The organism is Vibrio sp. J502, assembly GCF_025397955.1.
Taxonomy (GTDB): domain Bacteria; phylum Pseudomonadota; class Gammaproteobacteria; order Enterobacterales; family Vibrionaceae; genus Vibrio; species Vibrio anguillarum.
Window position 1 is genome coordinate 870478 of sequence record NZ_CP104554.1, and the last position, 26556, is coordinate 897033.

At 43.3% G+C, this 26556-nt stretch carries 28 protein-coding genes; 19 read left to right on the plus strand and 9 right to left on the minus strand.

Features of this window, described 5'->3' with window-relative positions; genetic code table 11:
* Positions 1–14: 14 nt before the first annotated feature.
* The 4 genes from rsmS to dinG are packed head-to-tail and all read right to left on the minus strand — an operon-like array spanning position 15 to position 3640.
* A complete protein-coding gene (rsmS, locus tag N5E84_RS04205; protein ID WP_013856554.1) occupies positions 15–185 on the minus strand; it encodes a pleiotropic regulatory protein RsmS in 171 nt (56 codons plus the stop codon).
* 1 nt (position 186) lies between these two features.
* On the minus strand, positions 187–735 hold the full coding sequence (gene priC, locus N5E84_RS04210; protein WP_029388376.1) for a primosomal replication protein PriC: 549 nt from the start codon (positions 733–735) through the stop codon (positions 187–189).
* Positions 732–1511 (minus strand): sulfite exporter TauE/SafE family protein, encoded by a 780-nt coding sequence (locus N5E84_RS04215; RefSeq protein WP_019282896.1) that lies wholly within the window; start codon positions 1509–1511, stop codon positions 732–734. The genes priC and N5E84_RS04215 overlap by 4 nt, the downstream gene beginning before the upstream one ends.
* A 53-nt stretch (positions 1512–1564) precedes the next feature.
* Positions 1565–3640 carry an ATP-dependent DNA helicase DinG gene (gene dinG / locus N5E84_RS04220; protein WP_038172098.1) on the minus strand — a complete coding sequence of 692 codons (2076 nt, stop codon included), beginning with the start codon at positions 3638–3640 and terminating at the stop codon, positions 1565–1567.
* Between the two features lie 513 nt (positions 3641–4153).
* On the opposite strand from dinG, the gene N5E84_RS04225 reads away from it, so the two are divergent.
* Together N5E84_RS04225 and N5E84_RS04230 are read left to right on the plus strand one after the other, a co-directional pair.
* Entirely contained in the window at positions 4154–5176 is a 1023-nt protein-coding gene (locus N5E84_RS04225) for a porin (RefSeq protein WP_019282894.1), read from the plus strand.
* A gap of 140 nt (positions 5177–5316) precedes the next feature.
* Entirely contained in the window at positions 5317–5865 is a 549-nt protein-coding gene (locus N5E84_RS04230) for a DUF2057 family protein (RefSeq protein WP_157731302.1), read from the plus strand.
* A gap of 48 nt (positions 5866–5913) precedes the next feature.
* On the opposite strand, the gene N5E84_RS04235 is transcribed toward N5E84_RS04230, so the two are convergent.
* The 4 genes from N5E84_RS04235 to N5E84_RS04250 all read right to left on the minus strand — a co-directional run bounded on the left by N5E84_RS04235 (position 5914) and on the right by N5E84_RS04250 (position 9026).
* Positions 5914–6381, minus strand: coding sequence for a YchJ family metal-binding protein (locus N5E84_RS04235; protein WP_043004743.1), 468 nt, complete (start codon positions 6379–6381; stop codon positions 5914–5916).
* A gap of 67 nt (positions 6382–6448) precedes the next feature.
* The gene (locus N5E84_RS04240; RefSeq protein ID WP_095661303.1) at positions 6449–7663 is read right to left on the minus strand and encodes an EAL and HDOD domain-containing protein; all 1215 of its coding nucleotides are present in this window, start codon (positions 7661–7663) and stop codon (positions 6449–6451) included.
* Positions 7664–7760: 97 nt separating this feature from the next.
* A complete protein-coding gene (gene lpxH, locus N5E84_RS04245) occupies positions 7761–8495 on the minus strand; it encodes a UDP-2,3-diacylglucosamine diphosphatase (protein WP_017048060.1) in 735 nt (244 codons plus the stop codon).
* A gap of 36 nt (positions 8496–8531) precedes the next feature.
* Positions 8532–9026, minus strand: coding sequence for a peptidylprolyl isomerase (locus N5E84_RS04250; RefSeq protein ID WP_010319203.1), 495 nt, complete (start codon positions 9024–9026; stop codon positions 8532–8534).
* Positions 9027–9205: 179 nt separating this feature from the next.
* Between N5E84_RS04250 and cysS the strand changes: the two genes are divergently transcribed.
* The 16 genes from cysS (at position 9206) to nadA (ending at position 23263) form a co-directional block, all read left to right on the plus strand.
* Complete coding sequence (gene cysS / locus N5E84_RS04255) at positions 9206–10588, plus strand: cysteine--tRNA ligase (protein WP_019283295.1); 1383 nt, start codon at positions 9206–9208, stop codon at positions 10586–10588.
* An 81-nt stretch (positions 10589–10669) separates the two neighbouring features.
* Complete coding sequence (ruvC, locus tag N5E84_RS04260) at positions 10670–11191, plus strand: crossover junction endodeoxyribonuclease RuvC (protein ID WP_013856565.1); 522 nt, start codon at positions 10670–10672, stop codon at positions 11189–11191.
* A 100-nt stretch (positions 11192–11291) separates the two neighbouring features.
* Positions 11292–11912 carry a Holliday junction branch migration protein RuvA gene (gene ruvA / locus N5E84_RS04265; protein WP_010319200.1) on the plus strand — a complete coding sequence of 207 codons (621 nt, stop codon included), beginning with the start codon at positions 11292–11294 and terminating at the stop codon, positions 11910–11912.
* The gene (gene ruvB / locus N5E84_RS04270) at positions 11909–12913 is read left to right on the plus strand and encodes a Holliday junction branch migration DNA helicase RuvB (RefSeq protein WP_017042275.1); all 1005 of its coding nucleotides are present in this window, start codon (positions 11909–11911) and stop codon (positions 12911–12913) included. The genes ruvA and ruvB overlap by 4 nt, the downstream gene beginning before the upstream one ends.
* Positions 12914–13385: 472 nt before the next feature.
* Positions 13386–14972, plus strand: coding sequence for a cytochrome ubiquinol oxidase subunit I (gene cydA, locus N5E84_RS04275; RefSeq protein WP_029189795.1), 1587 nt, complete (start codon positions 13386–13388; stop codon positions 14970–14972).
* A gap of 17 nt (positions 14973–14989) precedes the next feature.
* The gene (gene cydB, locus N5E84_RS04280; protein ID WP_019283297.1) at positions 14990–16126 is read left to right on the plus strand and encodes a cytochrome d ubiquinol oxidase subunit II; all 1137 of its coding nucleotides are present in this window, start codon (positions 14990–14992) and stop codon (positions 16124–16126) included.
* Between the two features lie 11 nt (positions 16127–16137).
* Positions 16138–16245 carry a cytochrome bd-I oxidase subunit CydX gene (gene cydX / locus N5E84_RS04285; RefSeq protein ID WP_000270284.1) on the plus strand — a complete coding sequence of 36 codons (108 nt, stop codon included), beginning with the start codon at positions 16138–16140 and terminating at the stop codon, positions 16243–16245.
* Complete coding sequence (ybgE, locus tag N5E84_RS04290) at positions 16238–16540, plus strand: cyd operon protein YbgE (protein WP_013856571.1); 303 nt, start codon at positions 16238–16240, stop codon at positions 16538–16540. The genes cydX and ybgE overlap by 8 nt, the downstream gene beginning before the upstream one ends.
* A 179-nt stretch (positions 16541–16719) precedes the next feature.
* Complete coding sequence (gene ybgC / locus N5E84_RS04295) at positions 16720–17139, plus strand: tol-pal system-associated acyl-CoA thioesterase (RefSeq protein WP_017042272.1); 420 nt, start codon at positions 16720–16722, stop codon at positions 17137–17139.
* Entirely contained in the window at positions 17129–17812 is a 684-nt protein-coding gene (tolQ, locus tag N5E84_RS04300; protein ID WP_013856573.1) for a protein TolQ, read from the plus strand. The genes ybgC and tolQ overlap by 11 nt, the downstream gene beginning before the upstream one ends.
* 3 nt (positions 17813–17815) lie before the next feature.
* The gene (gene tolR / locus N5E84_RS04305; RefSeq protein ID WP_013856574.1) at positions 17816–18259 is read left to right on the plus strand and encodes a protein TolR; all 444 of its coding nucleotides are present in this window, start codon (positions 17816–17818) and stop codon (positions 18257–18259) included.
* Positions 18260–18271: 12 nt separating this feature from the next.
* Positions 18272–19342 (plus strand): cell envelope integrity protein TolA, encoded by a 1071-nt coding sequence (gene tolA / locus N5E84_RS04310; protein WP_017048055.1) that lies wholly within the window; start codon positions 18272–18274, stop codon positions 19340–19342.
* A 27-nt stretch (positions 19343–19369) separates the two neighbouring features.
* Positions 19370–20707, plus strand: coding sequence for a Tol-Pal system beta propeller repeat protein TolB (gene tolB / locus N5E84_RS04315; RefSeq protein ID WP_103261226.1), 1338 nt, complete (start codon positions 19370–19372; stop codon positions 20705–20707).
* A gap of 30 nt (positions 20708–20737) precedes the next feature.
* Positions 20738–21277 carry a peptidoglycan-associated lipoprotein Pal gene (gene pal / locus N5E84_RS04320; RefSeq protein ID WP_010319189.1) on the plus strand — a complete coding sequence of 180 codons (540 nt, stop codon included), beginning with the start codon at positions 20738–20740 and terminating at the stop codon, positions 21275–21277.
* Between the two features lie 15 nt (positions 21278–21292).
* Entirely contained in the window at positions 21293–22069 is a 777-nt protein-coding gene (ybgF, locus tag N5E84_RS04325; protein ID WP_081245171.1) for a tol-pal system protein YbgF, read from the plus strand.
* 132 nt (positions 22070–22201) lie between these two features.
* Positions 22202–23263 (plus strand): quinolinate synthase NadA, encoded by a 1062-nt coding sequence (gene nadA / locus N5E84_RS04330; RefSeq protein WP_026028138.1) that lies wholly within the window; start codon positions 22202–22204, stop codon positions 23261–23263.
* A gap of 112 nt (positions 23264–23375) precedes the next feature.
* Here nadA and N5E84_RS04335 read toward each other — a convergent pair whose 3' ends face one another.
* Positions 23376–23957 carry a UPF0149 family protein gene (locus N5E84_RS04335; RefSeq protein ID WP_019283300.1) on the minus strand — a complete coding sequence of 194 codons (582 nt, stop codon included), beginning with the start codon at positions 23955–23957 and terminating at the stop codon, positions 23376–23378.
* A 149-nt stretch (positions 23958–24106) separates the two neighbouring features.
* Here N5E84_RS04335 and N5E84_RS04340 point away from each other — a divergent pair, with 149 nt between their 5' ends.
* Positions 24107–26542 carry a hybrid sensor histidine kinase/response regulator gene (locus N5E84_RS04340; RefSeq protein WP_081245172.1) on the plus strand — a complete coding sequence of 812 codons (2436 nt, stop codon included), beginning with the start codon at positions 24107–24109 and terminating at the stop codon, positions 26540–26542.
* Positions 26543–26556 lie beyond the last annotated feature (14 nt).

The following is a 26556-nucleotide window of genomic DNA, read 5'->3' on the forward strand; positions in this document are numbered from 1 at the left end:
TAGATGTTTGCTTCTTACTCTCTCGCTGTATCATCCAGTTTACGCAATAAATCCTGCTGTACGATTTTCAGCGCTTCAAGTGCGGTGTGTGGTTCAATCTGATTAGTTTCTAATAAGTAGATGAGATCAACAGCGAGCTTTATCTCTTCAGACGCACCGTCTAGCGGTACAGTAGGATCATTCATTTTATTGGTTTTTCTCCCTGAACGTAATTTGTTTTTCGATCTTAGCCTTAGCTTCTTGGCAACGCTTGAGCCGTTGCTCTACCATTAATAACGCTTTTTGTGCTTGCTGCTGACTAACAGCAGAAGTTTGCTTGAGTCCGAGTTCTTTTTCTCTCACCATATCCATCAGCCTTCGCTCCCATTCTTGGTGCTGGGCTAGCTCTTGATATAACGCGTTGATCGGTTTGCGATAATAGCTGCGATGCTTGGGCTCACTTTTTCTGATCGATACTGTCGATATTTCGCGTTGGATTGCCGCAATTTGTGCAAGCAGTCGATCGGTTAGATATTGAGCTCGTTGACTGGTTAGCCGTTGACTCTCTTGTTCGCGCACGATGGAGTCAAAGGTCGCTTTTGCTTCCGTAACACAAGGGATTAATAAGTGTGCTTTACAGTGGAACAGGCGCTCATCAAACAGAGCCTGATGGTGTTCACCACGAGTTCGGTCAACACTGGCGGCTTGTTGTTTCAACTCTTCAATTAAGGACTTCAATTGAGAAAAATGGTTCATAAGCCTGCAAACCACGCATCATAAGTCAGCTTGATTGCAAGCACACTGACCACACTCACAAACACCGGACGAATAAATTTAGCGCCGAAACGAATCGCTGAATGTGCGCCAACAAAAGCTCCAGCCATCAAACAAACTCCCATAGTCAGTCCCAGCACCCAGTCAATATGCCCCAAAATGGCAAAGGTAACCAATGACGTTACATTACTGGTAAAATTCATCGCTTTAGCAAGGCCAGAGGCCAATAAAATGTTGAGTCGGTATAACGCCATCGAACTGACTGTCCAAAATGCGCCAGTCCCCGGCCCTGCCAGCCCGTCATAAAATCCAAGTATCAAGCCTTGCGCATACTGCTTTTTGTGAAGTACAGGGCAGGGAGGCGGGCTGACATTCTGGTGTGCATGTGGTGTTTTATGCCATATCGTATAGATAGCGGCAGCTAGAATAATGAGCGGCAGCACTTTTTGTAGCCAATCGGTGCTGATCGCATCGACAGCAAAAGTACCTATTGTTGCGCCAATTAAGGTGGCAATGAAAGCTCTGACCCAGCAACTTGGTTGAAACAACTTCTTCTTATAGTAGGTTAATGCGGCAGTTGATGAGGCAAATGTTGCCGCCAGCTTATTCGTTCCTAGTGCGATGTGCGGCGGAAGACCGATTGATAATAACGCGGGTACAGTAAGCATGCCACCGCCGCCAGCGACTGCATCGATAAAGCCAGCAATAAAAGCAACAAGCGCCAACACAATCAAAGTGGTTGGCTCAACAAATTCCATGAATAAAATCGGCCCTGAGTAATGAGATGAAAGGGCGTAGTGTTAAGCCCTAGCTAATATTCTATTGTTCTTTTAAATGGAGGAAGCGAGTCCAATAATGATTTTCCGTAGCGTTTTGAAACGATTCGGCGATCGAGAATCACGACTCTACCAGAATCACGCTCTTTGCGCAGCAATCTCCCGACGGCTTGGATCAGCTTTTTGCTGGCCTCAGGAACGGTTATCTGAATAAAAGAGTTTCCGCCTCGCTTCTCTATGTATTCGGCGTGAGCTTGCTCAACTGGAGAGGTTGGTACGGCAAACGGAATTTTTGTGATCACCAGATTCTCCAAAAGTTCTCCTGGTAAGTCTAGCCCTTCCGAAAAGCTACTGGTGCCAAACATTACGCTCGTTTTACCACACTGCACTAGCATTTTATGTTTATTTAGAATTTCTGTGCGTGATATTTCACCTTGGACTTGCAGCGCCCAGCCTCGTTTAACAAAATCTGTTGATATTTTTTCAGCCACTTCGCGCATTTGCCAGTAAGAAGCAAACAGCACTAAATTAGCTTTGTTTGGCTGAATAAACTCAGCGAGCCGCTCTACCAGATAATCAGTATACTCTTTCGCTTGCGGTTCAAAACGCATTGCTGGAATGAGTAACTCGGCCTGATTTTGATAATCAAACGGTGAAGCGAGTGCTAGGAAACGTGTGCCATCTTCTGCCTTTTCACTGATCCCTGCTTGCGAGCAAAAGTAGCTGAATGAGTTAAGAGCTCGCATCGTCGCGGAGACTAAGATTGCGCCTATGCAGCGGCTCCAGATCTGTTGATCAAGTTGCCAACCAATTTCTAGCGGTGAAACGTTAACAATGAAATCACCTTCACGTTCAGGGTGAATTTCAAGCCAACGTGCCAAAGGGGCTCCTTTTTCTCGCTTGGGCTCCGCCATCAGCAACCATACTTGGGCAAGGTTCTCTAAACGTTGAATATAAAAGCCTAATTCAGTCAGTGCTGGTTCTGCCAACCGAGCAGCGAGTTCGCCTTCCTTAACTCGTTCAGCAATCAAGTCCGCAATTTTAGCGACGGATTGATTGGCTTTTTGAGAGAGCCGCTTCAGGGTTTTAGACTCTTCTTCAAGCCATTGTGGCAGTTCTCCATGCTCAAAACGGTATCGCTTTTCTTCAAATTGTTCGGGTACAAACTGCTTTGTCAGTTGGCTCAAGCTTGGGATAAGTTGTTGCAGTGTCTCTTGCAGTTCGTTACGAAAACGTGCCACTCGTTTTTCTTCGGCTAAGCTTGAAAACTTGGTTACGGATTGATTGAGTTTTTCTAACCAACTTGCTGCGCCTTTCAAACTTGCGGACGCTGAAGCGTGATCTCGTGCTACATGAGGTAAGTGGTGTGCTTCATCAAAAATGTAAATGGTGTTTTCGGGCTCAGGCAGAATGACACCACCGCCAAGGTCAGCATCCGCCATGACCAAGCTGTGGTTGGCAATAATGACATCGGCTTTGTCCAGTTCCGAACGCGCCTTTTGAAAAGGACAATCTCTGTGGCCAGCAAAGCTACCATTACAACTATGCTTATCACTAACAATCAGTTGCCATAACTCATCTTTAATCGCTTTTGGCCACGAGTCACGATCACCGTTCCATTTTCCTTGAGCCAGTTTTTCATACATGGTGGTGAATAATTCAACGTCTTTTTTTTGTGGCTTTGATTCGAACAGGGCAATTTGTGATCCATCCACCCCACAAGCAGCCGCGAGTTTTTCGGTGCAACAGTATCGTTGACGTCCTTTGGCAAGGATAAAAGAGAATTGACGATCAGTGATGCGTCTAAATAAAGGCAAATCTTTGCTGATCAGCTGTTCTTGAAGTGCCACCGTGGCTGTCGAAACAACAACCTTTCTATTATTCAACACAGCAACAGGAACCGCTGCCATTAAATAGGAGAGTGATTTCCCTATTCCTGTACCCGCTTCAGCAATCAAGATTCGGTTGGACTTGTGATATGAACCACACAATGTTTTTGCAATCTCAGCAACAAGATAATTTTGTCCTCGCCGAGGAATGAAGTTTTCGAGCTGAAATTGCAGGTTTTGATAACTATCCCGAATGGATTTTTGGATTTTCGTTGTAAGCATACACAGACCTAAATAGCAGAGTGATGAGTCTAGCACAGTTCACTAAAGGATACGCAGTTCACGAAATCGTATGCTTTTAGATCAAATCTAGATCTTGTTCACAAAAAAAAACTGAACCTTCAGGAACTTATGTTTAATTCTCATTGTAAAAAATATAAAACTATCCATTCGGTTAAATGATGACATCAACATCCATTTAATCTTGCCAAAATAAATTTTACTGGTGTTTAATTCTGATGTTTCATGATTGTTAGTTTTTAGATTGTGTGATGTTTTTGCTTGGAAGTCGCCCGTAATTTTATGAAAATATCATGTAACTACATGTTTTTAATTATTTTTACCTTTATTTTTGTTTATTTTTTAGGATATTTGACATGCAGGATAATCTTTTGCAATCTAATCCTTGAGATTTAATGGCGGCAACGAACCGAGTTTAAATTTGGAAGTTGCCAGCAAAAACAAAGGGAACCGGATAAGGAATTCCCATACATAAGAAAAGGCAGTGGATTAATTATGAAAAAGACTCTATTAGCACTAGCAGTGCTTGCGGCAGCAAGCTCAGTTAACGCAGCAGAAATTTACGCTAACGACACGACAGCCGTGAAGCTCAAAGGCGAAGTTGATGTTTATTTGGCAACAACTAAATCTACAAATACCGCTCAAGTAGAAACAAAAACCGATCCAGATGTTAATGTTTGGGGAAAAATCCAGCTTGATGCAGAAACAAAACTGACTGATACCCTGAAAGCGTTTGGTTCTTTTGAAATAGAGGCTGGTTCTGATTACGAGTCTACTGATAGCAAAGCATCATTTGACGATTTGTATGTCGGCGTTAAAACTGAGACTTGGGGTGTTGCTGTAGGTGAAGTTGGAGATCTAGCTGACTCTATGGATGCTATCCAAAAAGATGATATTACCAATGAAGGTAAATACATGGGCTCTACAGGTGGTCACCGTAGCGAGTCAACAGGTCACGGCGCTGTATTTAAAGCTAAAGTTGTAGACGGTTTAGTATTTGTAGCTGATGTCAATACAGAATCTAACGAAAATGTTGACAATACCTACGGTGTATCACTTGACTACACTGTAGATATGTTTTCTATCGGTGCTTCATACCTAACAGGTGAAGCTGCAGCTGATACTGATTACTCTGTAGCAGGTATCTCGGCTTCTGTTGATGTATCTGGCTTTTTCTTCGCTGTGACTTATGGCCAATATGAAGGTAACAACAAGTATGGTTTCTTCACAGCCTCAGATTTCTATTCTGGTGATGCGATTGGTGTAGCTGCTTCTTACTCATTTAATGATGTACGCCTCTATTCAACTTATGCTGTTATGAGTATTGATGAAGTTACTAAAACCGGTGTAGATGCTAAAGGTGATACAGAAAACCTAGTTGTCGGTGTTGATTATGCTCTAGCAAGCAACATTACGGTATTTGCTGAATATCAAACTGCAGAAACATCAAATGATTTTGCTGCAGGTGGTAACCAAGAAAAAGATGTTGCTCTAATCGGTGCTTACTACACGTTCTAAAATACTTTAATTTTTAAGTATCATAAAAGCCAGTGCAGTGCATTGGCTTTTTATTTATCGGGAGATTTGATTTGTTGTTGAGAGCCTTTATTTGTATTTTAGTTTTCTTATGTAGCTCAACAGTGGCTAATGGGTATGAATTGTCTGTAGACTCTGGCATCGAGATACTTTACGTAAATGGGCAGAAGGCTGATAACTCTCTGACCTTTGACAGTGAATATTTGCAACTTGTTCTCCGGTATTCTGGACGCCTAAAAAGTGGTGGAAAAATGGAGTATTATGCTACCTACCCTTATTTGGTTACCCTGACATTCCAGGGGCAGAAAGACATAAATAGTAAAGCATTTATAAAATTGATTTCTAATCGTTATGACAAAATTAATGCTGAAAACGAACGGAAAAAACCAGTTTTTGATATTCAAACTTCTGAGGATGTGAGTGTCGAACAGAAAATTCTTCCTTCGACAGTCGAAGTATTCCCATATATGGATGTTGGATCTTTAGTTAAATCATATAACATTGACAACGCAATATTTTTTTCTGACAACCTCAAGAAAATAGATATGGTGAATAATTCTGATGCCGTTAGCACAACTGAAGACTCTCTGACCCAGCTTCAAATATGGTATCTAAAGTCAACAAAGGAAGAGCGCAAATCGTTTCGAAAATGGATTATCGAACAAGAGTGATCGCCATCAAATATGAAATGCCAAATTTCTCTAGTTTGGCGTTTTAATTTAAGTACAACACTTCTTAAATTTCTTGCCGCTACCGCAATGACATGGGTCATTTCGTCCTAGCTTCGTTGGTGTGTTCTCCTGTGGAAATTCACCGTCAATGTAGAACCAGATACCATTTTCTCGTATAAATCGTGAACGTTCTTGCAGACAAAATTGCTGTTGATTCTGTGTGTAATAGGCTTTGAAATGAACGAAGCCTTCATTTTCGTTGTTGCGGATACTTGCGGAGATGACGTCTAGCCCACACCATTGACTGTTGATTGATTCTTCAATCGCGTCGCGTTGCTGTGGTGCATTGCAACTCGGATGATAGGTATTGATGACGAAATCAACCAAGCCCAGAACATGGGCACTATAGCGGGCTCTCATCAGTTGTTCTGGATAGATGGCTAAAGCTGAATCACTGTGGATTGGTTCACAACAGTGTTGGAAATCTAAATGGCTACCACAATAGCATTGGCTCATAAATCCTCTCAAATTGCCCATTCATATAAGACGGGGAAGTTTAAGGAGATCTAAACTCGATGTCTACTCAGGAGTGGACACCCAGTAAATCGGCTGTCCATTTCACAGCTTCGTTGTAACACTCTTTCACCACGGGTTCTTCGATACTTAATGCATGAGCAATTTTCTCAACCTTTTGCCAGTCAGCCTGTTCATAAGCTCGAGTTAATTCAAGTACCAGACCTAATTCTCCTTTCCCCTCTATTAGTGCAAGTTTAACGTATTCGTCGATAGGCATCTCTTCCATGATACTTTCTAAAGGTTGATCGAGTAGGCTATCGAGTAGCGAAAACATTCCTGTTAGGAACGCAGACCCAGGTTCAACATTAATTTTTGCTTTCGCACCGATCAGTTCGCAATATCTTGCCCTTTGAATGGATAAGCCATACAAATAATCCGGTTTAGATTCTTGCGTCGAAGCAATCGCAACCAAGGAGATAAACTTTCTCAATCGTTGTTCACCGAGATAGATCAGCGCTTGTTTAAATGAGTGGATCTTTGAACTGACTGTCGCGGATGAGTTAACAAAGGTTAACAGTTTATAAGACAGGGTCAGGTCGGTGGCGACAAGCTCCTCAATGGCTTTGTAATCGAGGTTAGCTTTGGCTATTTCTTTGAACAGTTGCACCACAGTAAGAAATGCAGGCTCTAACGCTTTGCGCTGTAACATCTCTGGTTTGCTAAAAAAGTAGCCTTGAAAATAGGTAAAGCCCGCCTTTTTAGCTTGCTTAAACTCTTCATAGGTTTCTACTTTCTCAGCAAGGAACTCAATTTTCGTTGCGCCAAGTTTTTGAATAAAGCGAGCGGCCTTTTCAAGGGAAACAACACGGATGTCAAATTTGATAATTGACACATAGGGGAAGAAGACGAGCCAGCCTGAACTGGGTACAAAGTCATCAAGCGCAATTCGGTAACCAAGCTTCGCCATCTTTTTAATTGCTTCTAATAACTCTAAAGTTGGTTCGCAATCTTCCAATACCTCAACGACCAAATTTTGCGCAGGAAAAAGCGTAGGCACGAGGTTAACCAGGCTTTGATAAGGAAAATTGACAAACCCTAAATGCTTACCCAGCGTATTGTAATGAGTGGATAAAAAATGATCAGAGAGTAACCTGCTCGTTGCTAAGTCGGGGTCTATATCTGGAAAGGTGTTCTTAGGGCCGTCTCGAAATAGCAGCTCGTAGCCGATAGTTTTTCGGTCACGATCTAGTATAGGTTGTCTGGCGATATAGGAGTATTTCAAGGCAAGACTCTTATCTAATTATTGATATTATTGATATTACTTATTATAGCTTAGCTTTTGATACGAACAATGAATAGTATCAGAGTGCGACTTGACATCAGTTTTTAGAACTAAATGGCCGAGTTTGCAGTTCGTAACCATCATTAGCATAGACTAAGACTGAGCCTTGGGTGTACCAGTCACCCAAAACAATTCGCGTTGCGGTGCCATGAAGTTGATTTCTGTGATGAATCTCTGGTCGATGAGTATGGCCATGAATCATTAAATCGACCCCATACTGGGTCAGAACTCTATCCACTTCACTTTGTGTAACATCCATAATATCCATAGATTTCATTTGCTTATCATTGTGGATGCCCGACTGTACTTTACCCACAATACGAACCTTTACAAAAAATGGCAGCCGATTAAATACCCATTGTAGCCAAGGCTGGTGAACCTTCTTTCGATAGGCTTGATACTTTATATCGTCAATACAGAGTGTGTCGCCATGCAACACCACGGCTTTTTTTCCGTAAAGGTCAATTACTTGTTCTTCTTGGAGAAGAGTGATTCCGGTTTCTTTCGCAAATCGTTTGCCAAGCAAGAAGTCGCGGTTTCCTTGAGTAAAATAGCAAGGAACCCCTTCGCGAGTCAGTTGTTTAAATTCCGATTTTATTTGGTTGGCGAAAGGTGAATTATCATCGTCACCTATCCAAAATTCGAAAAGATCGCCAAGCACGTACAGTGCATCGGCATGAATGGCTTCTTCGCGCATGAAACGGATAAAACACTCGGTGATATCTGGTCGAGAAGGGCTTAGGTGTAAATCAGAAATAAATAGTGTATGCATAATAAAAATAAGGAGCGCATAGCGCTCCTTTTACCGTTACTCTTCGATGGTTGTGCCAGAAATGAACACTTCTTCTAGTGGAACATCTTGATGCATGCCCATAGAGCCTGTGCTCACGGCTTTTATTTTGTTCACAATATCCATACCTTCGATCACTTCTGCGAATACGCAGTAGCCCCAGCCATCTCGGCTTTCTGAACGAAAATCTAGGAATGTGTTGTTGTTCACGTTGATGAAAAACTGAGAACTTGCAGAGTGTGGATCCATAGTGCGCGCCATGGCAAGAGTTCCGATCTTATTGCTTAGGCCATTGTTGGCTTCGTTTTTAATCGTTGCGCGAGTTGTTTTTTCTTTTAGGCCAGAGGTCATGCCGCCGCCTTGAATCATGAATCCATCGATAACGCGGTGGAACAGAGTGTTATCGTAAAAACCGTCACGGCAGTACTGTAGAAAGTTTGCGCTTGTTTCTGGTGCTTTTTCTTCATTAAGTTGAATTTTAATATCACCAAAATTCGTGTGAAGGATGATCATGATAGTTACCTTTATCTATTTTTCGTTGAGGCCCGGATTTTAACTGAACTTTGGACACATTCAAATCAACAAATGTCTTTAGGGGCCGTATTATTGCGAGAGAATAAGGATGACCAAGCTAGGCTAGAGTTGTTATACTGTGAAGCCATTTTAGTTCAAACAGTTATTAGATAGAGATCATGCTGAAAATATATAACTCAATCACTAGACAAAAAGAAGAATTCAAACCAATTCATGCCAACAAAGTGGGTATGTATGTCTGTGGAGTCACCATTTATGATCTCTGTCATATTGGCCATGGTCGCACCTTCGTTTCTTTTGATGTGATTTCTCGTTACTTGCGCTACTTAGGCTATGACCTTACATTTGTGCGTAACATCACTGATATTGATGACAAAATCATTAAACGTGCTGCCGAAAATGGTGAATCTTGCGATTCGCTAACCGAGCGCTTAATCGCAGACATGCATGCAGATTTCGATGCATTGAATATGAAACGTCCAGATGTCGAGCCTCGTGCAACCGCTTATATCCAAGAAATCATAGGCTTGGTGCAACGACTGATTGAACGCGGTTTTGCTTACGTTGCTTCTAATGGTGATGTGATGTTTGAAGTCAGCAAATTTGACGAATACGGCAAGTTATCCAAACAAGATCTCGATCAGCTTCAAGCGGGCGCTCGTGTTGATGTTGATCTTGCTAAGCGTAGCCCACTTGATTTTGTGTTGTGGAAAATGTCGAAGCCGGGCGAGCCCACTTGGGAATCCCCATGGGGAGAAGGACGCCCAGGCTGGCACATCGAATGTTCGGCGATGAATTCAGCGATTTTGGGTAACCACTTTGATATCCATGGTGGAGGCTCTGATTTGCAATTTCCTCACCATGAAAATGAAATTGCTCAATCATGCTGCGCACATGACACTCCCTATGTGAACACATGGATGCACAGTGGCATGGTGATGGTGGATAGAGAAAAAATGTCTAAATCATTAGGGAATTTTTTCACAATCCGCGATGTACTTGCTCACTATGATGCGGAAACGGTGCGCTATTTCTTGATGTCGGGCCATTATCGCAGCCAATTAAATTACAGCGAAGATAACCTAAAACAAGCGCGTGCCTCGCTAGAGCGTCTATACACAGCGTTGAGAGGGTTGGATTTAACCGTAGCAGTTGCAGGTGGTGAGGAGTATGTCAGTCGCTTTACGATGGCGATGAATGATGACTTTAATACGCCAGAGGCTTATTCCGTCTTGTTTGATATGGCACGTGATATCAACAAGTTGAAGACAGAAAATCTTCAGCAAGCCAGCGCTCTTGGCGCACTTATGCGTGAGCTTGCCGATGTGATTGGCATTTTGCATCAAGATCCAGAAGCGTTTCTTAAAGGGGACGCTAATGGCGACGAACAAGTGGCTGAGATTGAAGCTTTGATCAAACTGCGTAATGACTCACGTGCAGCAAAAGATTGGGCTAATGCTGACGTGGCACGCGATAAGTTGAACGAACTCGGCATCATTTTAGAAGATGGCCCAAGTGGAACTACTTGGCGTCGTAAATAATCAGGCAGTTAACTTGTCGATGATGGGCTTGAACTTTATTGGTTAAGCCCATTTTGTTTTTCGTCCACGATTAAGGTTTTCATGTCAATTATTTTAGGTATAGATCCCGGCTCGCGAATCACAGGTTATGGTGTGATCAGGCAGCATGGACGATATTTGTACTATCTTGGTAGTGGATGTATTCGTACCTCCGAAAAAGAGTTACCTGGGCGGCTCAAGCAAATTTACGCTGGCGTGACGGAAATCATCACACAGTTTCAGCCTGATGTTTTTGCCATCGAGCAAGTATTTATGGCAAAGAATGCGGACTCAGCACTCAAACTCGGGCAAGCAAGGGGCAGTGCTATTGTGGCGGCGGTGAATGCGGATCTTCCAGTGTATGAATATGCCGCTCGACTGGTTAAACAATCTGTAGTTGGTACGGGTAGTGCTGATAAAGCGCAGGTACAACATATGGTCCAGCAAATGCTCAAATTATCGGCTAAGCCACAAGCGGATGCCGCTGATGCTCTGGGTGTGGCAATTTGTCATGCGAATACCAATAAAACCTTGATCGCTTTAGCTGGGCGGGCAAGCAGTGCTAAAAAAGGCCGATATCGCTGAAAAACCGATCTCGAGCGAGGTGGTATTTTTCTACTGGCTATACATCCAGTTATTTATTATCATCCGAGTCAAATAACCTCATTTCTCTAAGGAATTTCCTGTGATTGGACGTCTTCGCGGCATTCTGATTGAAAAGCAACCTCCAGAGCTATTGATTGAAGTCGCTGGCATTGGTTATGAAGTCCAAATGCCAATGAGTTGCTTCTATGAACTCCCTAAATTGGGCGAAGAAGCGGTCATTTATACCCATTTTGTGGTCCGAGAAGATGCGCAGCTTTTATATGGTTTCAACACGGTAAAAGAGCGAGCTTTATTTCGTGAAGTGATTAAAGCGAATGGCGTCGGGCCAAAATTAGGCTTGGGTATTTTGTCCGGAATGACGGCCGGACAATTTGTTTCATGCGTTGAACGTGAAGATATCTCCACATTAGTTAAGCTTCCTGGGGTGGGTAAAAAAACCGCTGAACGTTTGGTTGTTGAGATGAAAGATAGGTTGAAAGGTTGGGGAGCTGGCGACCTTTTCACTCCCGCTACTGACGCTGCGCCAGTCGATAACAATTCCTTGGAAGCGCTCACGAGCAATGCGGAAGAAGAAGCGATCAGTGCGTTACTGTCTTTGGGTTATAAGCCTCAACAAGCTTCTAAAGTAGTGGCGCAAGTAATGAAAGCTGACATGACCAGCGAAGTGCTGATTAAAGAAGCCTTGAGAGCAATGGTATGATTGAAGCTGATCGCTTAATTGCCCCTGATAGCCCTATTTTTAAAGATGAAGATATTATTGATCGCGCGATTCGTCCCAAAAAATTAGCGGATTATCGTGGCCAAGATCATGTACGCAATCAAATGGAAATCTTCATTAAAGCGGCACAAATGCGCAGCGAACCACTCGACCATCTGCTGATTTTTGGCCCTCCAGGGCTTGGAAAAACAACATTAGCCAATATCGTTGCCAATGAGATGGAAGTGAATATCCGCACAACTTCTGGTCCGGTATTGGAAAAAGCAGGCGATTTGGCGGCATTACTGACTAACCTTGAAGAGAACGATGTTCTTTTTATTGATGAAATTCATCGATTAAGTCCGGTGGTTGAAGAAATTCTTTATCCCGCAATGGAAGATTACCAGCTCGATATAATGATTGGCGAAGGCCCAGCCGCTCGGTCCATTAAAATCGATTTACCCCCTTTTACACTGATTGGGGCAACAACTCGCGCTGGCTCGTTAACCTCACCCTTGCGTGATCGCTTTGGTATTGTACAGCGCCTTGAGTATTACAAAATTGATGACCTACAGTACATAGTGCAAAGAAGCGCGGACTGTTTAGGGTTGTCGATGGAAGCGGATGGTGCACTTGAAGTGGCTAGGAGAGCAAGGGGAACGCCTCGGATTGCCAACCGTTTATTGCGCCGAGTTCGAGATTACGCTGAAGTGAAAGGTAACGGGCACATATGTATAGAGACTGCAGATAAAGCGCTAAACATGTTGGATGTTGATAGCCAAGGTTTCGACTATATGGATAGAAAGCTATTACTAGCGATTATGGACAAATTTGGCGGTGGACCTGTTGGTCTCGATAACCTAGCAGCGGCGATCGGCGAAGAAAAAGATACTATTGAAGATGTGTTAGAACCCTTTCTTATCCAACAAGGTTATTTACAACGGACCCCAAGGGGGCGAATGGCGACCGATCGCGCTTACCTTCACTTCGGAATTGAAAAATAAGTTTGCATCTCATCGTCATTTTTAGGTGGTAAGCACAAAGTGTGAACTAAATCTTATTTATGATAATTTTCTTATCACTAAAGAGTTAATGATGTGAAGTGTATTGTTAACTCTCTGTGTGATTCGTTGTATTAATTTCTATCCCTTTCACTAAATACTCACAACAATTTCATTCTTCCTTTGATGTGGATCATTTTGTTCTTTTTTTGTTCAGGTTTGGCGCGTGAAAATTGATGTAAATCAAGGCGTTTTTCTCCCATAAATCTTTTGAAACAACCTGCATTTAGAAGTAGTATTAGTCTCAGCTATATTAGCCAATGCTTAACAATTAACTAACCATAACGGTACATGCTTGCAACAAAATTCTGATATTTTTCAACATTTGATGAGGTTATATCACTGATGAATTTTGAGGAATTTTAACCCGTTCAGCATGTCAAAAGTGTCATTCAGCCGGCACAAAGGAGTTACCATGATTGACGTCGTTGATCTATCGCGGTTGCAGTTTGCACTGACAGCGATGTATCACTTCCTGTTCGTTCCATTGACTCTAGGTATGGCTTTTCTTTTAGCCATCATGGAATCTTTGTATGTAATGACTGATAAGCAAATCTATAAGGACATGACAAAGTTCTGGGGTAAGCTTTTTGGTATTAACTTTGCCCTTGGGGTGGCCACTGGCCTCACTATGGAGTTCCAGTTCGGTACAAACTGGTCATACTATTCCCACTATGTAGGTGACATTTTTGGCGCCCCTCTTGCGATTGAAGCACTTGTAGCCTTCTTTTTAGAATCAACCTTTGTCGGTTTGTTCTTCTTTGGTTGGGATAGACTATCAAAACGCCAGCACTTGGGCGTGACTTGGTTGGTTGCTTTGGGGTCCAATTTCTCGGCACTTTGGATCTTGATTGCGAATGGTTGGATGCAAAACCCAGTTGGCGCAGAATTCAATTTTGAAACTATGCGTATGGAAATGGTTAGCTTTGCTGAAGTCGTTTTCAACCCTGTCGCTCAAGTGAAATTTGTGCATACCGTCGCTTCTGGTTACACCACTGGCGCGATGTTCATTCTTGGTATTAGTTCATATTACTTGCTGAAAGGTCGAGACGTTGCGTTTGCACGCCGCTCATTCGCTATCGCTGCATCATTCGGCATGGCCGCTATTTTGTCCGTGATTGTGCTTGGTGATGAATCAGGATATGAAGTGGGTGAAGTTCAAAAGGTGAAGCTGGCTGCGATTGAAGCTGAGTGGCACACGGAACCTGCACCGGCTGCATTTACACTGTTTGGTTTGCCTAACCAAGACGCCATGCACACCGATTATGCAGTAAAAATTCCGTACGTGATGGGTATTATCGCTACACGTTCACTGGATACCGAAGTCACAGGGTTACGCGATCTACGCGATCAACACGTTGACCGAATTCGTAACGGTATGTATGCCTATGAACTGTTAGAGAAATTACGTGCAGGCGAAAAATCGCCAGCAAACATTGCCGCTTTTGAAGAAGTGAAAGGCGATTTGGGCTACGGCTTATTGCTAAAACGTTATACCGATAAAGTGAGCGATGCAACGGAAGAGCAAATTCAAGCCGCCGCCGATGATTCAATTCCAACCGTATGGCCACTATTTTGGTCATTCCGTCTGATGGTCGGTGTTGGTTTTGTGATGCTATTTGTCTTTGGTGCAGCATTTATTCAAACTTGTCGTCAGAAAATTGAGCAAAAACAATGGGTACTTAAAGCCGCCTTGTTCAGTATTCCTCTACCGTGGATTGCAATTGAAGCGGGTTGGTTTGTTGCTGAATATGGCCGTCAACCATGGGCTGTTGGTGAAATATTGCCGACCAATGTTGCCGCTTCTGCGCTAACTCTGGGCGAATTATGGACCTCATTGTTTGCGATTCTTGCACTGTACACTGTGTTCTTGATTGCTGAAGTTTACCTGATGGTTAAATTTGCTCGTAAAGGGCCTAGCAGTCTGAAAACTGGTCGTTATCACTTTGAGCAAAACGCAAACTCTGTTGAAGACAAAGTTAGCCGTCAAGTCGAAGCATAAGGCAGGGAGATAGAATAATGTTTGATTACGAAATCTTGCGACTAATTTGGTGGGTGCTGATCGGCGTACTGCTGGTTGGTTTTGCAATCACAGATGGTTTTGACATGGGCGTTGGTGCTCTTGTTCCCGTCATTGGTAAGAATGACAGTGAACGTCGTGTCATGATCAACTCTATTGCCCCACACTGGGATGGTAACCAAGTTTGGCTTATCACGGCAGGCGGTGCACTGTTTGCGGCTTGGCCGTTAGTCTATGCGACATCATTTTCCGGATTTTATTTGGCTATGATTGTTACATTGGCTGCATTATGGCTTCGTCCGATTGGTTTGGATTACCGTTCAAAAATTGAAGATCCAAAGTGGCGTAATACTTGGGATATCTGTATTTCAATTAGTGGCTTTGTACCACCAGTCATCTTTGGTGTTGCCTTTGGCAACTTACTACAAGGCGTGCCATTCCAACTCAGTGATTTCATGATGCCAACGTATCACGGTTCATTTTTTGGTCTGTTGAACCCATTTGCTCTGCTTTGTGGTTTAGTCAGCTTGTTTATGATTATTTTACAAGGTGCCGCTTGGCTACAGATGAAAACCACCGATGAGCTGCATGCACGCGCTCGTGGCGTCGCTCAACTAATGGGCTTGTTGGTTGCTATTACTTTCGTCGCTGCAGGGTTTTGGATCCAAAACATCGATGGTTACGTGATTACCAGCGTCATTGATACACATGCCGCATCAAATCCACTCAATAAAGAAGTGATACGTGAGGCGGGGGCGTGGATGGCTAATTTCAACGCTTACCCATTACTATGGATAGCGCCAGCTTTGGGTGTTGCCATGCCACTACTTGCTGTGTTGGCGTCGCGTTTTGAAAAAGGTGGTCTCGCATTCTTGGCTTCTAGCTTAGCCAATGCGGGTGTGATTTTCACCGCTGGTTTTGCGATGTTCCCATTTATCATGCCTTCAAGCTTAGTACCAAGTAACAGCTTGACCATGTGGGACTCAACATCGAGTGAATTGACGTTGAACTTAATGACAGTGGTCGCTTTTGTAATGGTACCTATCATTCTTGGTTACACCACTTGGACTTACTACAAGATGTTTGGTCGTCTTGATAGCAAGTTTATTGAAGAAAACAAAAACTCACTTTACTAAGGAGCATAGATATGTGGTATTTCGCATGGATTCTAGGTGTGCTTTTAGCTTGTGCATTTGGCATCATCAACGCTCTTTGGTTAGAGCATTCTGAAATGATGGACAAAGACAGTGAGTAAACTTGCAATGCAAGTCACTGAGTACCATAAACTGGTTGATAAGACTCTGCTCAGAGTCTTATCGCTCTTGCTTGGTTTTTATCATATCGCCATGATTATGTGGGATCCCGAGTTGTATTCTCAGAGCATTGGTGGTTTTAACGCGGTTATTTCACCACTCATGATATGGGCGCTGTGTGCAAGTATGGTTTTTGGTGTTGGCTTTAGACCACGCAAATGGTTTTGGCAATTATTGTTTAGCCCCTACATTTCATTATCGATCTTAATTTACCTAACGATTATTCGACTAGTTTGATATTTACTGTGTATGAATAACCTATCGAAGGTTGATTAACGACCCACATTAGTGCTGCCTCTTTGAGACAGCACTAATTTTTTGTTTCAAGTTTTGTAAAAGTCCACTCAATGCTTGTACTAACGTCAATGAGTTGCGTTATAGTATTCGCCTAAATCTGCATATGTGTTGGAACCTTTGTGCAAAATACAGCCTCAGCCTTTCATTGGCCTGTAACGATTTACTATGAAGATACGGATGCTGGTGGTGTCGTCTATCACTCAAACTATCTTAAATTCTTTGAACGAGCCCGAACTGAAATGTTACGCGCAGTTGGAGTGTCTCAGCAGACGCTTTTGCAGCAGAACATTGGTTTTGTGGTCAGGCACGTGGACATCGATTTTCTACAAGCTGCACGTTTAGACGATATGCTGACGATAAATACTGTGATTTCGGCATTGAAAAAAGCCTCACTGATCTTCTGTCAAGAGCTCGTCAATCCTGAAGGTAAAGTATTGTGTAAAGCAATAGTTAAGGTAGCATGCATCGACAATCAGAACATGAGGCCAAAAGCGATGCCTCAATCAATAATTTTGGAGTTAACCCATAGTGACTGCTGATATCTCAATTCTCGATCTGTTTTTGCAAGCCAGCTTATTGGTCAAGATGGTGATGCTAATCCTTTTGGGGATGTCTATCGTTTCGTGGGCGATGATCATCAAACGTAGTAAAGTCCTTTCCCAAGCAGAAAAGAACGCTGATGCTTTCGAAGACAAATTTTGGTCTGGTACTGACTTATCCGTTATTTATCAAGATGTCAAAAAGCGTAAAGATGAACTTTTGGGTACAGAAGAGATTTTTTATTCTGGCTTTACCGAATTTGCACGTTTACGCAAGACTAACGCCACTTCACCTGATTTCATCATGGAAGGGACGGGACGTGCGATGCGAGTTGCTGTCGCAAGGGAAGTGGACGAGTTAGAGACCAGTCTGCCATTTCTAGCGACCGTGGGTTCTATCAGCCCATACATTGGATTATTTGGTACGGTATGGGGAATCATGCACTCATTTATTGCGTTAGGTGCGGTGAAGCAAGCGACGTTAGCAATGGTGGCTCCTGGTATTGCAGAGGCGCTGATTGCGACCGCCATGGGTTTATTTGCGGCTATTCCTGCGGTGATGGCTTACAACAGGTTGAGCAATAAAGTTAGCAAATTAGAGCATAATTACGCCACCTTTTCTGAAGAATTTCATAGCATTCTTCACCGCCAAGCGATGGCTGGTAGGGAATAGACGATGGTGGGTTACCAGCGTAAAAAGCGCAAGTTGACAGCTGAGATTAACGTTGTCCCTTATATCGACGTTATGCTCGTGTTGCTGATTATTTTTATGGTGACATCACCGTTTGTCACTCAAGGCGTTGATGTCGAGCTTCCTAAAACCACCACTTCAAAGTCAGCGGCTGAGCTGAAAGGTGATAGTGATAGTAGTTTTATCATCGTGGAAATAGATAAAGAAGGTCGTCTCGGGTTGAGCGTAAATAATGAGGAAGTCGAGCGGGGTCTTTCGCTGCAAGATGTCATCATTAGAGTCAAAGCAGAGCTGTCGTTGAAACCGGATTCACCGGTTGCGGTTGGCGGTGATGCTGCAACGCCTTATGCAGAAGTGATACTGGTTCTGGATGAATTGAATCGTGCGGGCATTTCAAAAGTAGGTCTGCTAACCGAAATTAAAGGATAGTTTGTACTGTTCATGAAAGATCATAAATCCAAAAAAAGTGATTACAAAAAGCCCATCATTATCTCGGCTGTTTTGCATATAGTGTTGATCATTGCTTTGTTATGGGGTTCGGATTTTAGCCTAACTAAGCCCGAGCCTGCAGGGCAGATGGTTCAAGCTGTGGTGATTGATCCACAACTGGTACAAAAACAAGCCCAGCAAATTCGTAACCAGCGTGAAGCTGCTGCCAAAAAAGAGCAGGATCGGCTGGATAAGTTACGCCGCGAAAGTGAGCAGTTGGAAAAAAACCGCAAGGCGGAAGAAGAGAATATTCGCCAACTAAAAGAACAACAAGCTCAGGAAGCGAAAGCGGCCAGAGAAGCTGAAAAGCAACGTGCCGAGAAAGAACAAGAGCGTAAAGTGGCAGAAGAACGAGCTCGTAAAGAAAAAGAGCGAGCGGTAAAAGCGGAAACGGAACGTAAGATAAAAGAAGAAGCGGTAAAAAAAGCAGAGCAGGAGCGCATCGCTAAAGAGGCTGAAATTGCGAAAGCGGAAAAAGAACGCATTGCCCGTGAAAAAGAGGCAGAACAAGCTAAAGAGAAAGCTCGTAAAGAGCGAGAAGCAGCAGAGCGAGCCGAGAAAGAGCGAATAGCCAAAGAACAAGAGGCGAAGAAAGCGGCCGAAAATGCAAAAAAAGAGAAAGCACGTCTAGAGAGATTGGAGCGTGAACGCAAAGAACAAGAAGCGGCGCTGAATAACATTTTTTCTGGGTTAGAAACAGAAGCAGAGCAAAATAGCTCAGCTCGTTCCCAATTTGTAATGAACGAAGCTCAGCGGTATGGAGCAATCTATACGCAGCTCATTCAACAAAATTTGCTGATTGAAGACAGTTTTAAAAGTAAACAGTGCAAAGTGAACCTACGGCTCATTCCGACGGGAACTGGAGCAATAGTCGGTAATCTAAGCATTATTGATGGTGACTCAAGGTTATGCGCGGCGACGAAACGTGCTGTGGCGCAGGTGGGGACGTTTCCGCTGCCCAAAGATGATCTTGATGTAGTCAATCAATTGAAAAACATTAATTTAACTGTAGAACCAAATTAAAAGGAAAAGCTTGTGTTAAAGCGATTGATGTTAGGATGCTTACTTGTCATCGCAAGTAGTGTACAGCTCGCCAACGCCGCATTGGAGCTTGTGATCACCGACGGCATTAATTCAGCAAGGCCGATTGCTATCGTACCGTTTAAGTGGGAAGGTAAAACAAAATTACCACAGGATATTTCTGCGGTGATCGCGTCAGACTTACAGCGTAGTGGTAAATTCAGTCCAATCGATACTAATAAAATGCCACAAACCCCTTACAATGAAACCGATGTGAAGTTTGATGCTTGGACCAGTATTGGTGTTGATGCTTTGCTCACGGGTAGCATTACGCAAAATGCTGAAGGTAACTATGTCATCAACTATCAGTTAGTGGATGTGGTCCGTGGGCAATTGACGCAAGGGCAAAGTAAGGCATTAAGTAATGATGGGCAGTTGGTACTCTCTAAAGATCACGTGTTATTTAATAAAGTTGCTACCGTACCCGCCAATCGTATGCGTGAGTATGCGCACCGAATTTCAGATTTAGTCTACCAAGAACTTACGGGCGATAAGGGTGCCTTTCTTACTCGCATTGCCTACGTGGTGGTCAATGACGATGAGCAATATCCTTACCAGCTAAGAGTTGCCGACTATGACGGTTACAATGAACGGTTGGTACTTCGTTCAAAGCAGCCTTTGATGTCGCCGACTTGGTCACCTGATGGCAAGCAACTGGCGTACGTGAGCTTCCAAAACGGCCAAGCGGAAATATTCATCATGAATATTTATACTGGTGAAAGAGAGAAAGTGACCTCGTACCCACGCCATAATGGGGCACCAAGGTTCTCGCCAGATGGGAAAACCCTCGCCTTGGTGTTGTCTAAAACGGGCAGCTTACAGGTTTATACTCTGGACTTGGCAACCAAGAAGCTGAAACAAATAACGAGTGGCAGATCAAATAATACAGAACCGTTCTGGCATCCTGATGGTAAATCGCTAATATTTACTTCGGATCGGGGTGGTAAACCACAGATATATCAAGTAAATTTATTTGGCGGTTCTACCAATCGTCTGACATGGCAAGGCAGCCAGAATTTAGGTGGACAAATAACGCCTGATGGTCGATTCCTTGTCATGGTAAACCGAAGTAATTCGGGTTTTAATCTGGCGAAACAAGATTTGGAAACTGGTTCAGTGCAAATTCTAACAAAGACTTTGCTCGATGAGTCTCCAAGTATTGCACCCAATGGTGGTATGGTCATATACAGTTCTATTTATAACAAAGCGAATGTACTTTCGATGGTGTCTATAGATGGGCGTTTCAAAGCTAGATTACCGGCAACAAATGGTCGCGTTAGGGCTCCTGCGTGGTCTCCGTTTTTATAGCAAGTAAGTATCAAAAAGTAAGGAAAAAAAATGCAACTTAATAAAGTTCTTAAAGGGCTGCTGATTGCGCTACCAGTACTTGCAGTAACTGCATGTAGTTCAAGCGATGAAGCGACTAACGCTTCTGGTACTCAAACTAACCAGTCTACTTCAGGTTCAGCAAACAGCGTCGATACAACCGTAGTTTCTCCAATTGATGCGAATGGCCAACTCGCTGAACAAGAGCTAAAGGAACAAGCTCTTCGTGAAACCCAAACCATCTATTTCGCATTTGACAACGCGACAATTGCTGGTGATTACGAAGATATGCTTGCTGCACACGCGGCTTACCTAAGCAAAAATTCAGCAATGAAAGTTACCATCGAAGGCCATGCTGACGAACGTGGTACGCCTGAATATAACATCGCGCTAGGTGAGCGTCGTGCACAAGCTGTAGCAAAATATCTACAAGCGCTAGGTGTACAAGCTGACCAAATCTCGATCGTTAGTTACGGTGAAGAGAAGCCACTTCTTCTTGGGCAATCTGAAGAAGTGTATGCGAAGAACCGCCGCGCGGTTCTCGTATACTAATCGAGGAATCGCCTCATGTTCAGTAACTTTAAGCGAATTGTAACGCTTACGTTACTGGCAAGTGCAGCGGGTCAAGTGCCCGCTGCACCAGCTCCAGTAGCCGATCTTAGCAACAGCGTTTCAGTCAGCACATCTCGCGCTAAAAAACCATCATCTGAATCTGATGTGCAACGTCTTGAACGTCTGCTTGAAAACCGTAATAGTGTTCAACTTAAAATGCAGCAGCAGCTCGATGATATGGCACTTGAAGTCAGTGAACTACGTGGTCAGCTAGAACGTAACAGTTACGATATGCAGCAAATGTTGCAGCGTCAACGTGAACTCTTTATCGAGTTAGATCGCGTACGTGGCGAAATGAAGAATAAAACCACAAGTTCGTCACAGCCGACAGTTGACACTGATATAGCAGGAACGTTTAGCAGCAATGTTGATGAGCAAACCGCTTATCAAAATTCGGTTGATTTGATCCTAAAGAAAAGGGATTACAGCGGTGCTATTGCTGCGTTTCAGCAGTTCCAAAAAGATTACCCGGATTCTAATTTTGCCTCTAATGCTCATTATTGGCTAGGGCAGCTCTATTTTGCGAAAAAGCAAGATAAAGAAGCGACGCAAAGTTTTGCTGCGGTGATCACTTACAGTGATTCTAACAAGCGTGCTGATGCGCTGGTTAAGTTGGGTGATATTGCCAAGCGCAATAATAACTTGGCACAAGCCAATAAGTACTATCAGCAAGTTGTCGATGAATATCCTAGTAGTGCATCGGCAAAGGTAGCTAAAGAGAATTTGAATTAATAGTAATTTGAGTTATTAAATCAGAGGCCGTAAGGCCTCTTTTCAAATATGCAATTTATGAATCACTTTTGATCCTTCGTTAGGTGCGGTGTACAATGCTCGGATTCTTGGAAGTTGCGTAGAGCAAGAGCAATGAGCCACATATTAGATACGATTGAAACTATTTATCCATTTCCGCCAAAGCCCATTCCACTGACGGTTGAGCAAAAACAAGCCTATACAGCAAGTATCAAACAACTCTTAAAAGAAAAAGATGCAGTACTGATTGCGCATTACTATACCGACCCTGAAATTCAAGCTCTTGCTGAAGAAACTGGTGGTTTTGTTGGTGATTCATTAGAGATGGCCAAGTTTGGTAATCGCCATCCTGCCAGTACATTGATCATCGCTGGTGTGCGCTTTATGGGCGAATCAGCAAAAATCTTAACCCCTGAAAAACGCATTTTAATGCCAACGTTAAAAGCAGAATGCTCTTTGGATCTAGGGTGCCCTGCCGATAAATTCACAGAATTTTGTGATGCACACCCAGATCATACCGTTGTTGTGTATGCAAACACATCGGCGGCGGTCAAAGCTCGTGCCGATTGGGTGGTGACATCAAGTATCGCGCTGGATATTGTCGAACACTTAGATGCGGAAGATAAACCGATTATTTGGGGGCCAGATCGCCATTTAGGCTCATACATCGAGAAAAAAACAGGTGCAAAGATGTTGCTCTGGCAAGGTGAATGCGTCGTTCACGACGAGTTCTCTGCCGATGCATTGCGTAAGATGAAAGCACTGTATCCCGATGCGGCCATCCTTGTACATCCAGAATCACCAGCTAGTGTGGTAGAACTTGCGGATGCTGTAGGCTCTACCAGCCAGTTGATTAAGGCAGCAAAATCCTTACCTCAACAGAAAATGATTGTGGCGACCGATAAAGGCATCTTTTTTAAGATGCAGCAGTTAGTCCCTGAGAAAGAATTAATTGAAGCACCGACGGCAGGAGCTGGGGCAACATGCAGAAGCTGCGCGCATTGTCCTTGGATGGCGATGAATGGTCTGCGAGCGATTGAGTCAGCTCTTATGGAAGGCGGTAAAGATCACGAAATCTTCGTCGATGAAGCCGTGAGAGTGAAATCACTCATCCCATTAAACCGTATGTTGGATTTTGCGGAACAGTTAAATTTGCAAGTCAAAGGGAATGCCTAATTCCTTTCGGCGGTAGTGGATGAAAAAAGGCTCTTATTCAGAGCCTTTTTTATCGCAAGCAAATTGATGTGAAATTAACGTTATTCGAAAATAAAACTATTCAAAAACACAGTTATTGCTCTAGTGCCAACTGAGCGCCGCGTTGCGTTAAGCCACACAACATCACCGGTATGGCCTGATAGATTTCTTCAAACTGGTCGAGTCCTTGCATACCTTGTTGGGAAAGTGTTGCCAAGGACGTCTCCGGATCATAAAGCATACTCAGCGAAAGGAGTACGCCACCAAGTAGCGCATTGTCTTGGCTATCTTCAGGCATTAACGTTTCCCAATCATCACGCGTAAGTTGCCAACCTTGAAGAAAACCTTCACAAAAATCACGGACACGTTCAGTCACTATTTCTTGTTCATCGAGTGAGCAACCCACAGGCCAGCTCCATTGATTTTCGAGCAAAGCAGGGCGATAGTCATTCCACATTTCAACGATCAGTTGGAAATAGGTTTCTAACTGTTTGCCTTCGCTAAATGGCGCGATCTCTTCTCCTCCCCATAGAAAAGGGAGCCATTCCTCTGGTGGGAGCAAGTTAGGCGCTGACGCCATGGATGCCACAAAACCTTGAGTTTTGGCCTCATTAAGCAATTTATCTTCTAGTTCGGGTTGGGTAAGGAGTTCTTGTAAATTCACAGCAGATCCCATCAGTTGCCGAGTGTATTTGCGGTCATTTTAACGTTAAAGCGATGCGATGTGCGAATTTTGCTGATAATTTGTTGGCTTTAGTGAGGTTTTACAACAATCAACATATTGCTCGCTAAGATTGTTCACTATAATTTGCACAAAAGAAAAAGTTGAAAGGATTTATGAGAGCACTTATTTCATTGAAGAGAAAGAGCATTATCGCTCTTGCTTTGTATCTCTGCTTTTTTATTGCGATCACAGGTAGCGTCACTTATTGGGTGGTCGAAGCGCCACTACGAGCTGAATTAAATCAGAATTTAGATCTTCGTGCGGAAGTACTATCAGCTCAAATCCGCGAACCTCTCAATCGTTCTATTGGCGTGCTCCAAAGCATAGTGAGCCTTGGACAAGCTGCAGCCAACCAAGCTGAGCAAGACAGAATGCTCTATTCGCTGTTCACTATACTTGATGATGTTGTCGTCAGTGGTGGACTATGGCCGAAACCCTATAGTATTAATGCATCGCAGCGATACAGTAGCCTATTTTATAATCGAGCCGCTGACGGTCAAGTCGACAAATTGCATTCTTGGAACAATCAAGAAGCGCATGGTTACGATAACGAAGAGTGGTACAACGCAGTAAAAGAGAAGCCTGTCGGTAGTGTGGTATGGTCAGAAGTCTATGTTGATGCCTATACACACGTTCAGATGATCACGGCTTCATCGCCCTATTACGTTAACGGTGAATTTGCTGGAGTAGCAACAGTCGATCTGTCATTGGCGGGGTTAGCCACATTTATTGCCAGTCAAGCGGAGCTTTATAACCTTGGCGTATCCTTAAGTGATTCGGGGGGCTCCCTGATCACTGAACATAATTTTATAATACGTGAAGAAGCTAACGTAAGTCATTTCGGTTTTGGTGATTTTGAATGGCGAGTTGATGTTATTAATGCCCATCGGTTAGTGAATGACGAAGTGTTTGATCTGGTGATGAATGTCGAACGGAGTATCATTCCAATCCTTTTAGTTTGCGTTATGATCGGTTATTACTTGATCAATCAATATGTGATCAAACCGATTACCATGATTGCCAAAAAAGTGAGTGATTCTAAACAGGGCGGTATTATTGATATGCCGTATCGAAGCCAAGATGAGATACGACAGCTTATCGATTCATTTAACCAAAAAACCGTTTATCTTGAAGCGGAAAAAGTGAAAGCTCAAGCTTCCACTCAAGCCAAAAGTGCCTTCTTAGCAACCCTGTCACACGAAATCAGAACTCCAATGAATGGTGTTTTAGGAACCGCGCAAATCTTATTGAAAACAGAGCTTTCCCCAGAACAGAGGCAACACCTTAATAGTCTGTATGAGTCTGGCGAGCACATGATGGTGCTGCTTAACGAAATTCTCGATTTCTCCAAGATTGAACAAGGGCGATTAGAACTTGATAACACCCGTTTCCCCTTGGATTTACTGATTGGTAGTATTAACAGTGTTTACCATACCTTATGCAATGAAAAAGGACTGCAGTTTAGGATTTACAGCGATATTGTTCACGATCGCTGGTATTACTCAGATAAAGCACGATTGAGACAGATTCTGTTTAATTTACTGAATAATGCGGTCAAGTTTACCTCTCACGGCTTTGTCGAAGTGACTCTAAAAGAGCAGCAGATGGAAGATAAACGGTATCTTTCTATTCAGATACGGGATTCGGGGATAGGTATAGCAAAAGAGGCTCAGGAAAAAATATTCCGCCCATTTGAACAAGCTGAATCATCGACGACACGGCGTTTTGGTGGAACGGGGTTGGGCTTAGCGATTGTAAAACAAATTGTAGAGCTAATGGATGGGACAGTCACGGTAACCAGTGAGTTAGGAATTGGTACCAGTTTTCACGTTATGCTAGCGATAGAAACAACGACGCCCGGGACCATTGAAGTCAAGCCACGTCGCAAGCTTAATTACCAAGGACTGAAAGCTCTCATTGTGGAAGATAACCGGACCAACTCTATCATCATCGAAACCTTTATGAAGAATAAAGGGTTTACATGCGATTGTGTTGAGAATGGTGAATTGGCAATTCAAGCGGTTGTTGGCGGGAATTATGACCTGATATTGATGGATAACCATATGCCCGTAATGGATGGCGTAGAAGCGGTGTCTGCGATTCGGATCTTAGTTGGGGAGCAACGTAATGTGCTTATTTTTGGTTGTACTGCTGATGTTTTCAAAGAAACTCGTGAGCGAATGTTATCGGCCGGCGCTGATTATATTGTCACCAAACCCATTGATGACAATGAATTAGATGATGCTCTTTTCCAATTTGTCGAAAAACTGTATCAATATCATCCAGAGTCCTCTATGCCGCTAAAGATAGGCTCAGCAGAGGAATCATTGGTGACGTTTTATATGGCCGTGGAAGATCAAAACATAGAACTTGCATTAGCCATGATTCAACGTTTGATACAGCAGTTGCCGGAGATTGAAAATACTCATATTCATCAAGTGTTAATCGATACCCAAACAAGCTTAGAAAAACACCAGTTACCTACACAGCAGCAAGTCGATTTGCTAACGGTGTTGCTTTCCGATTTTTGTAATTAAATAACCATTTTGAG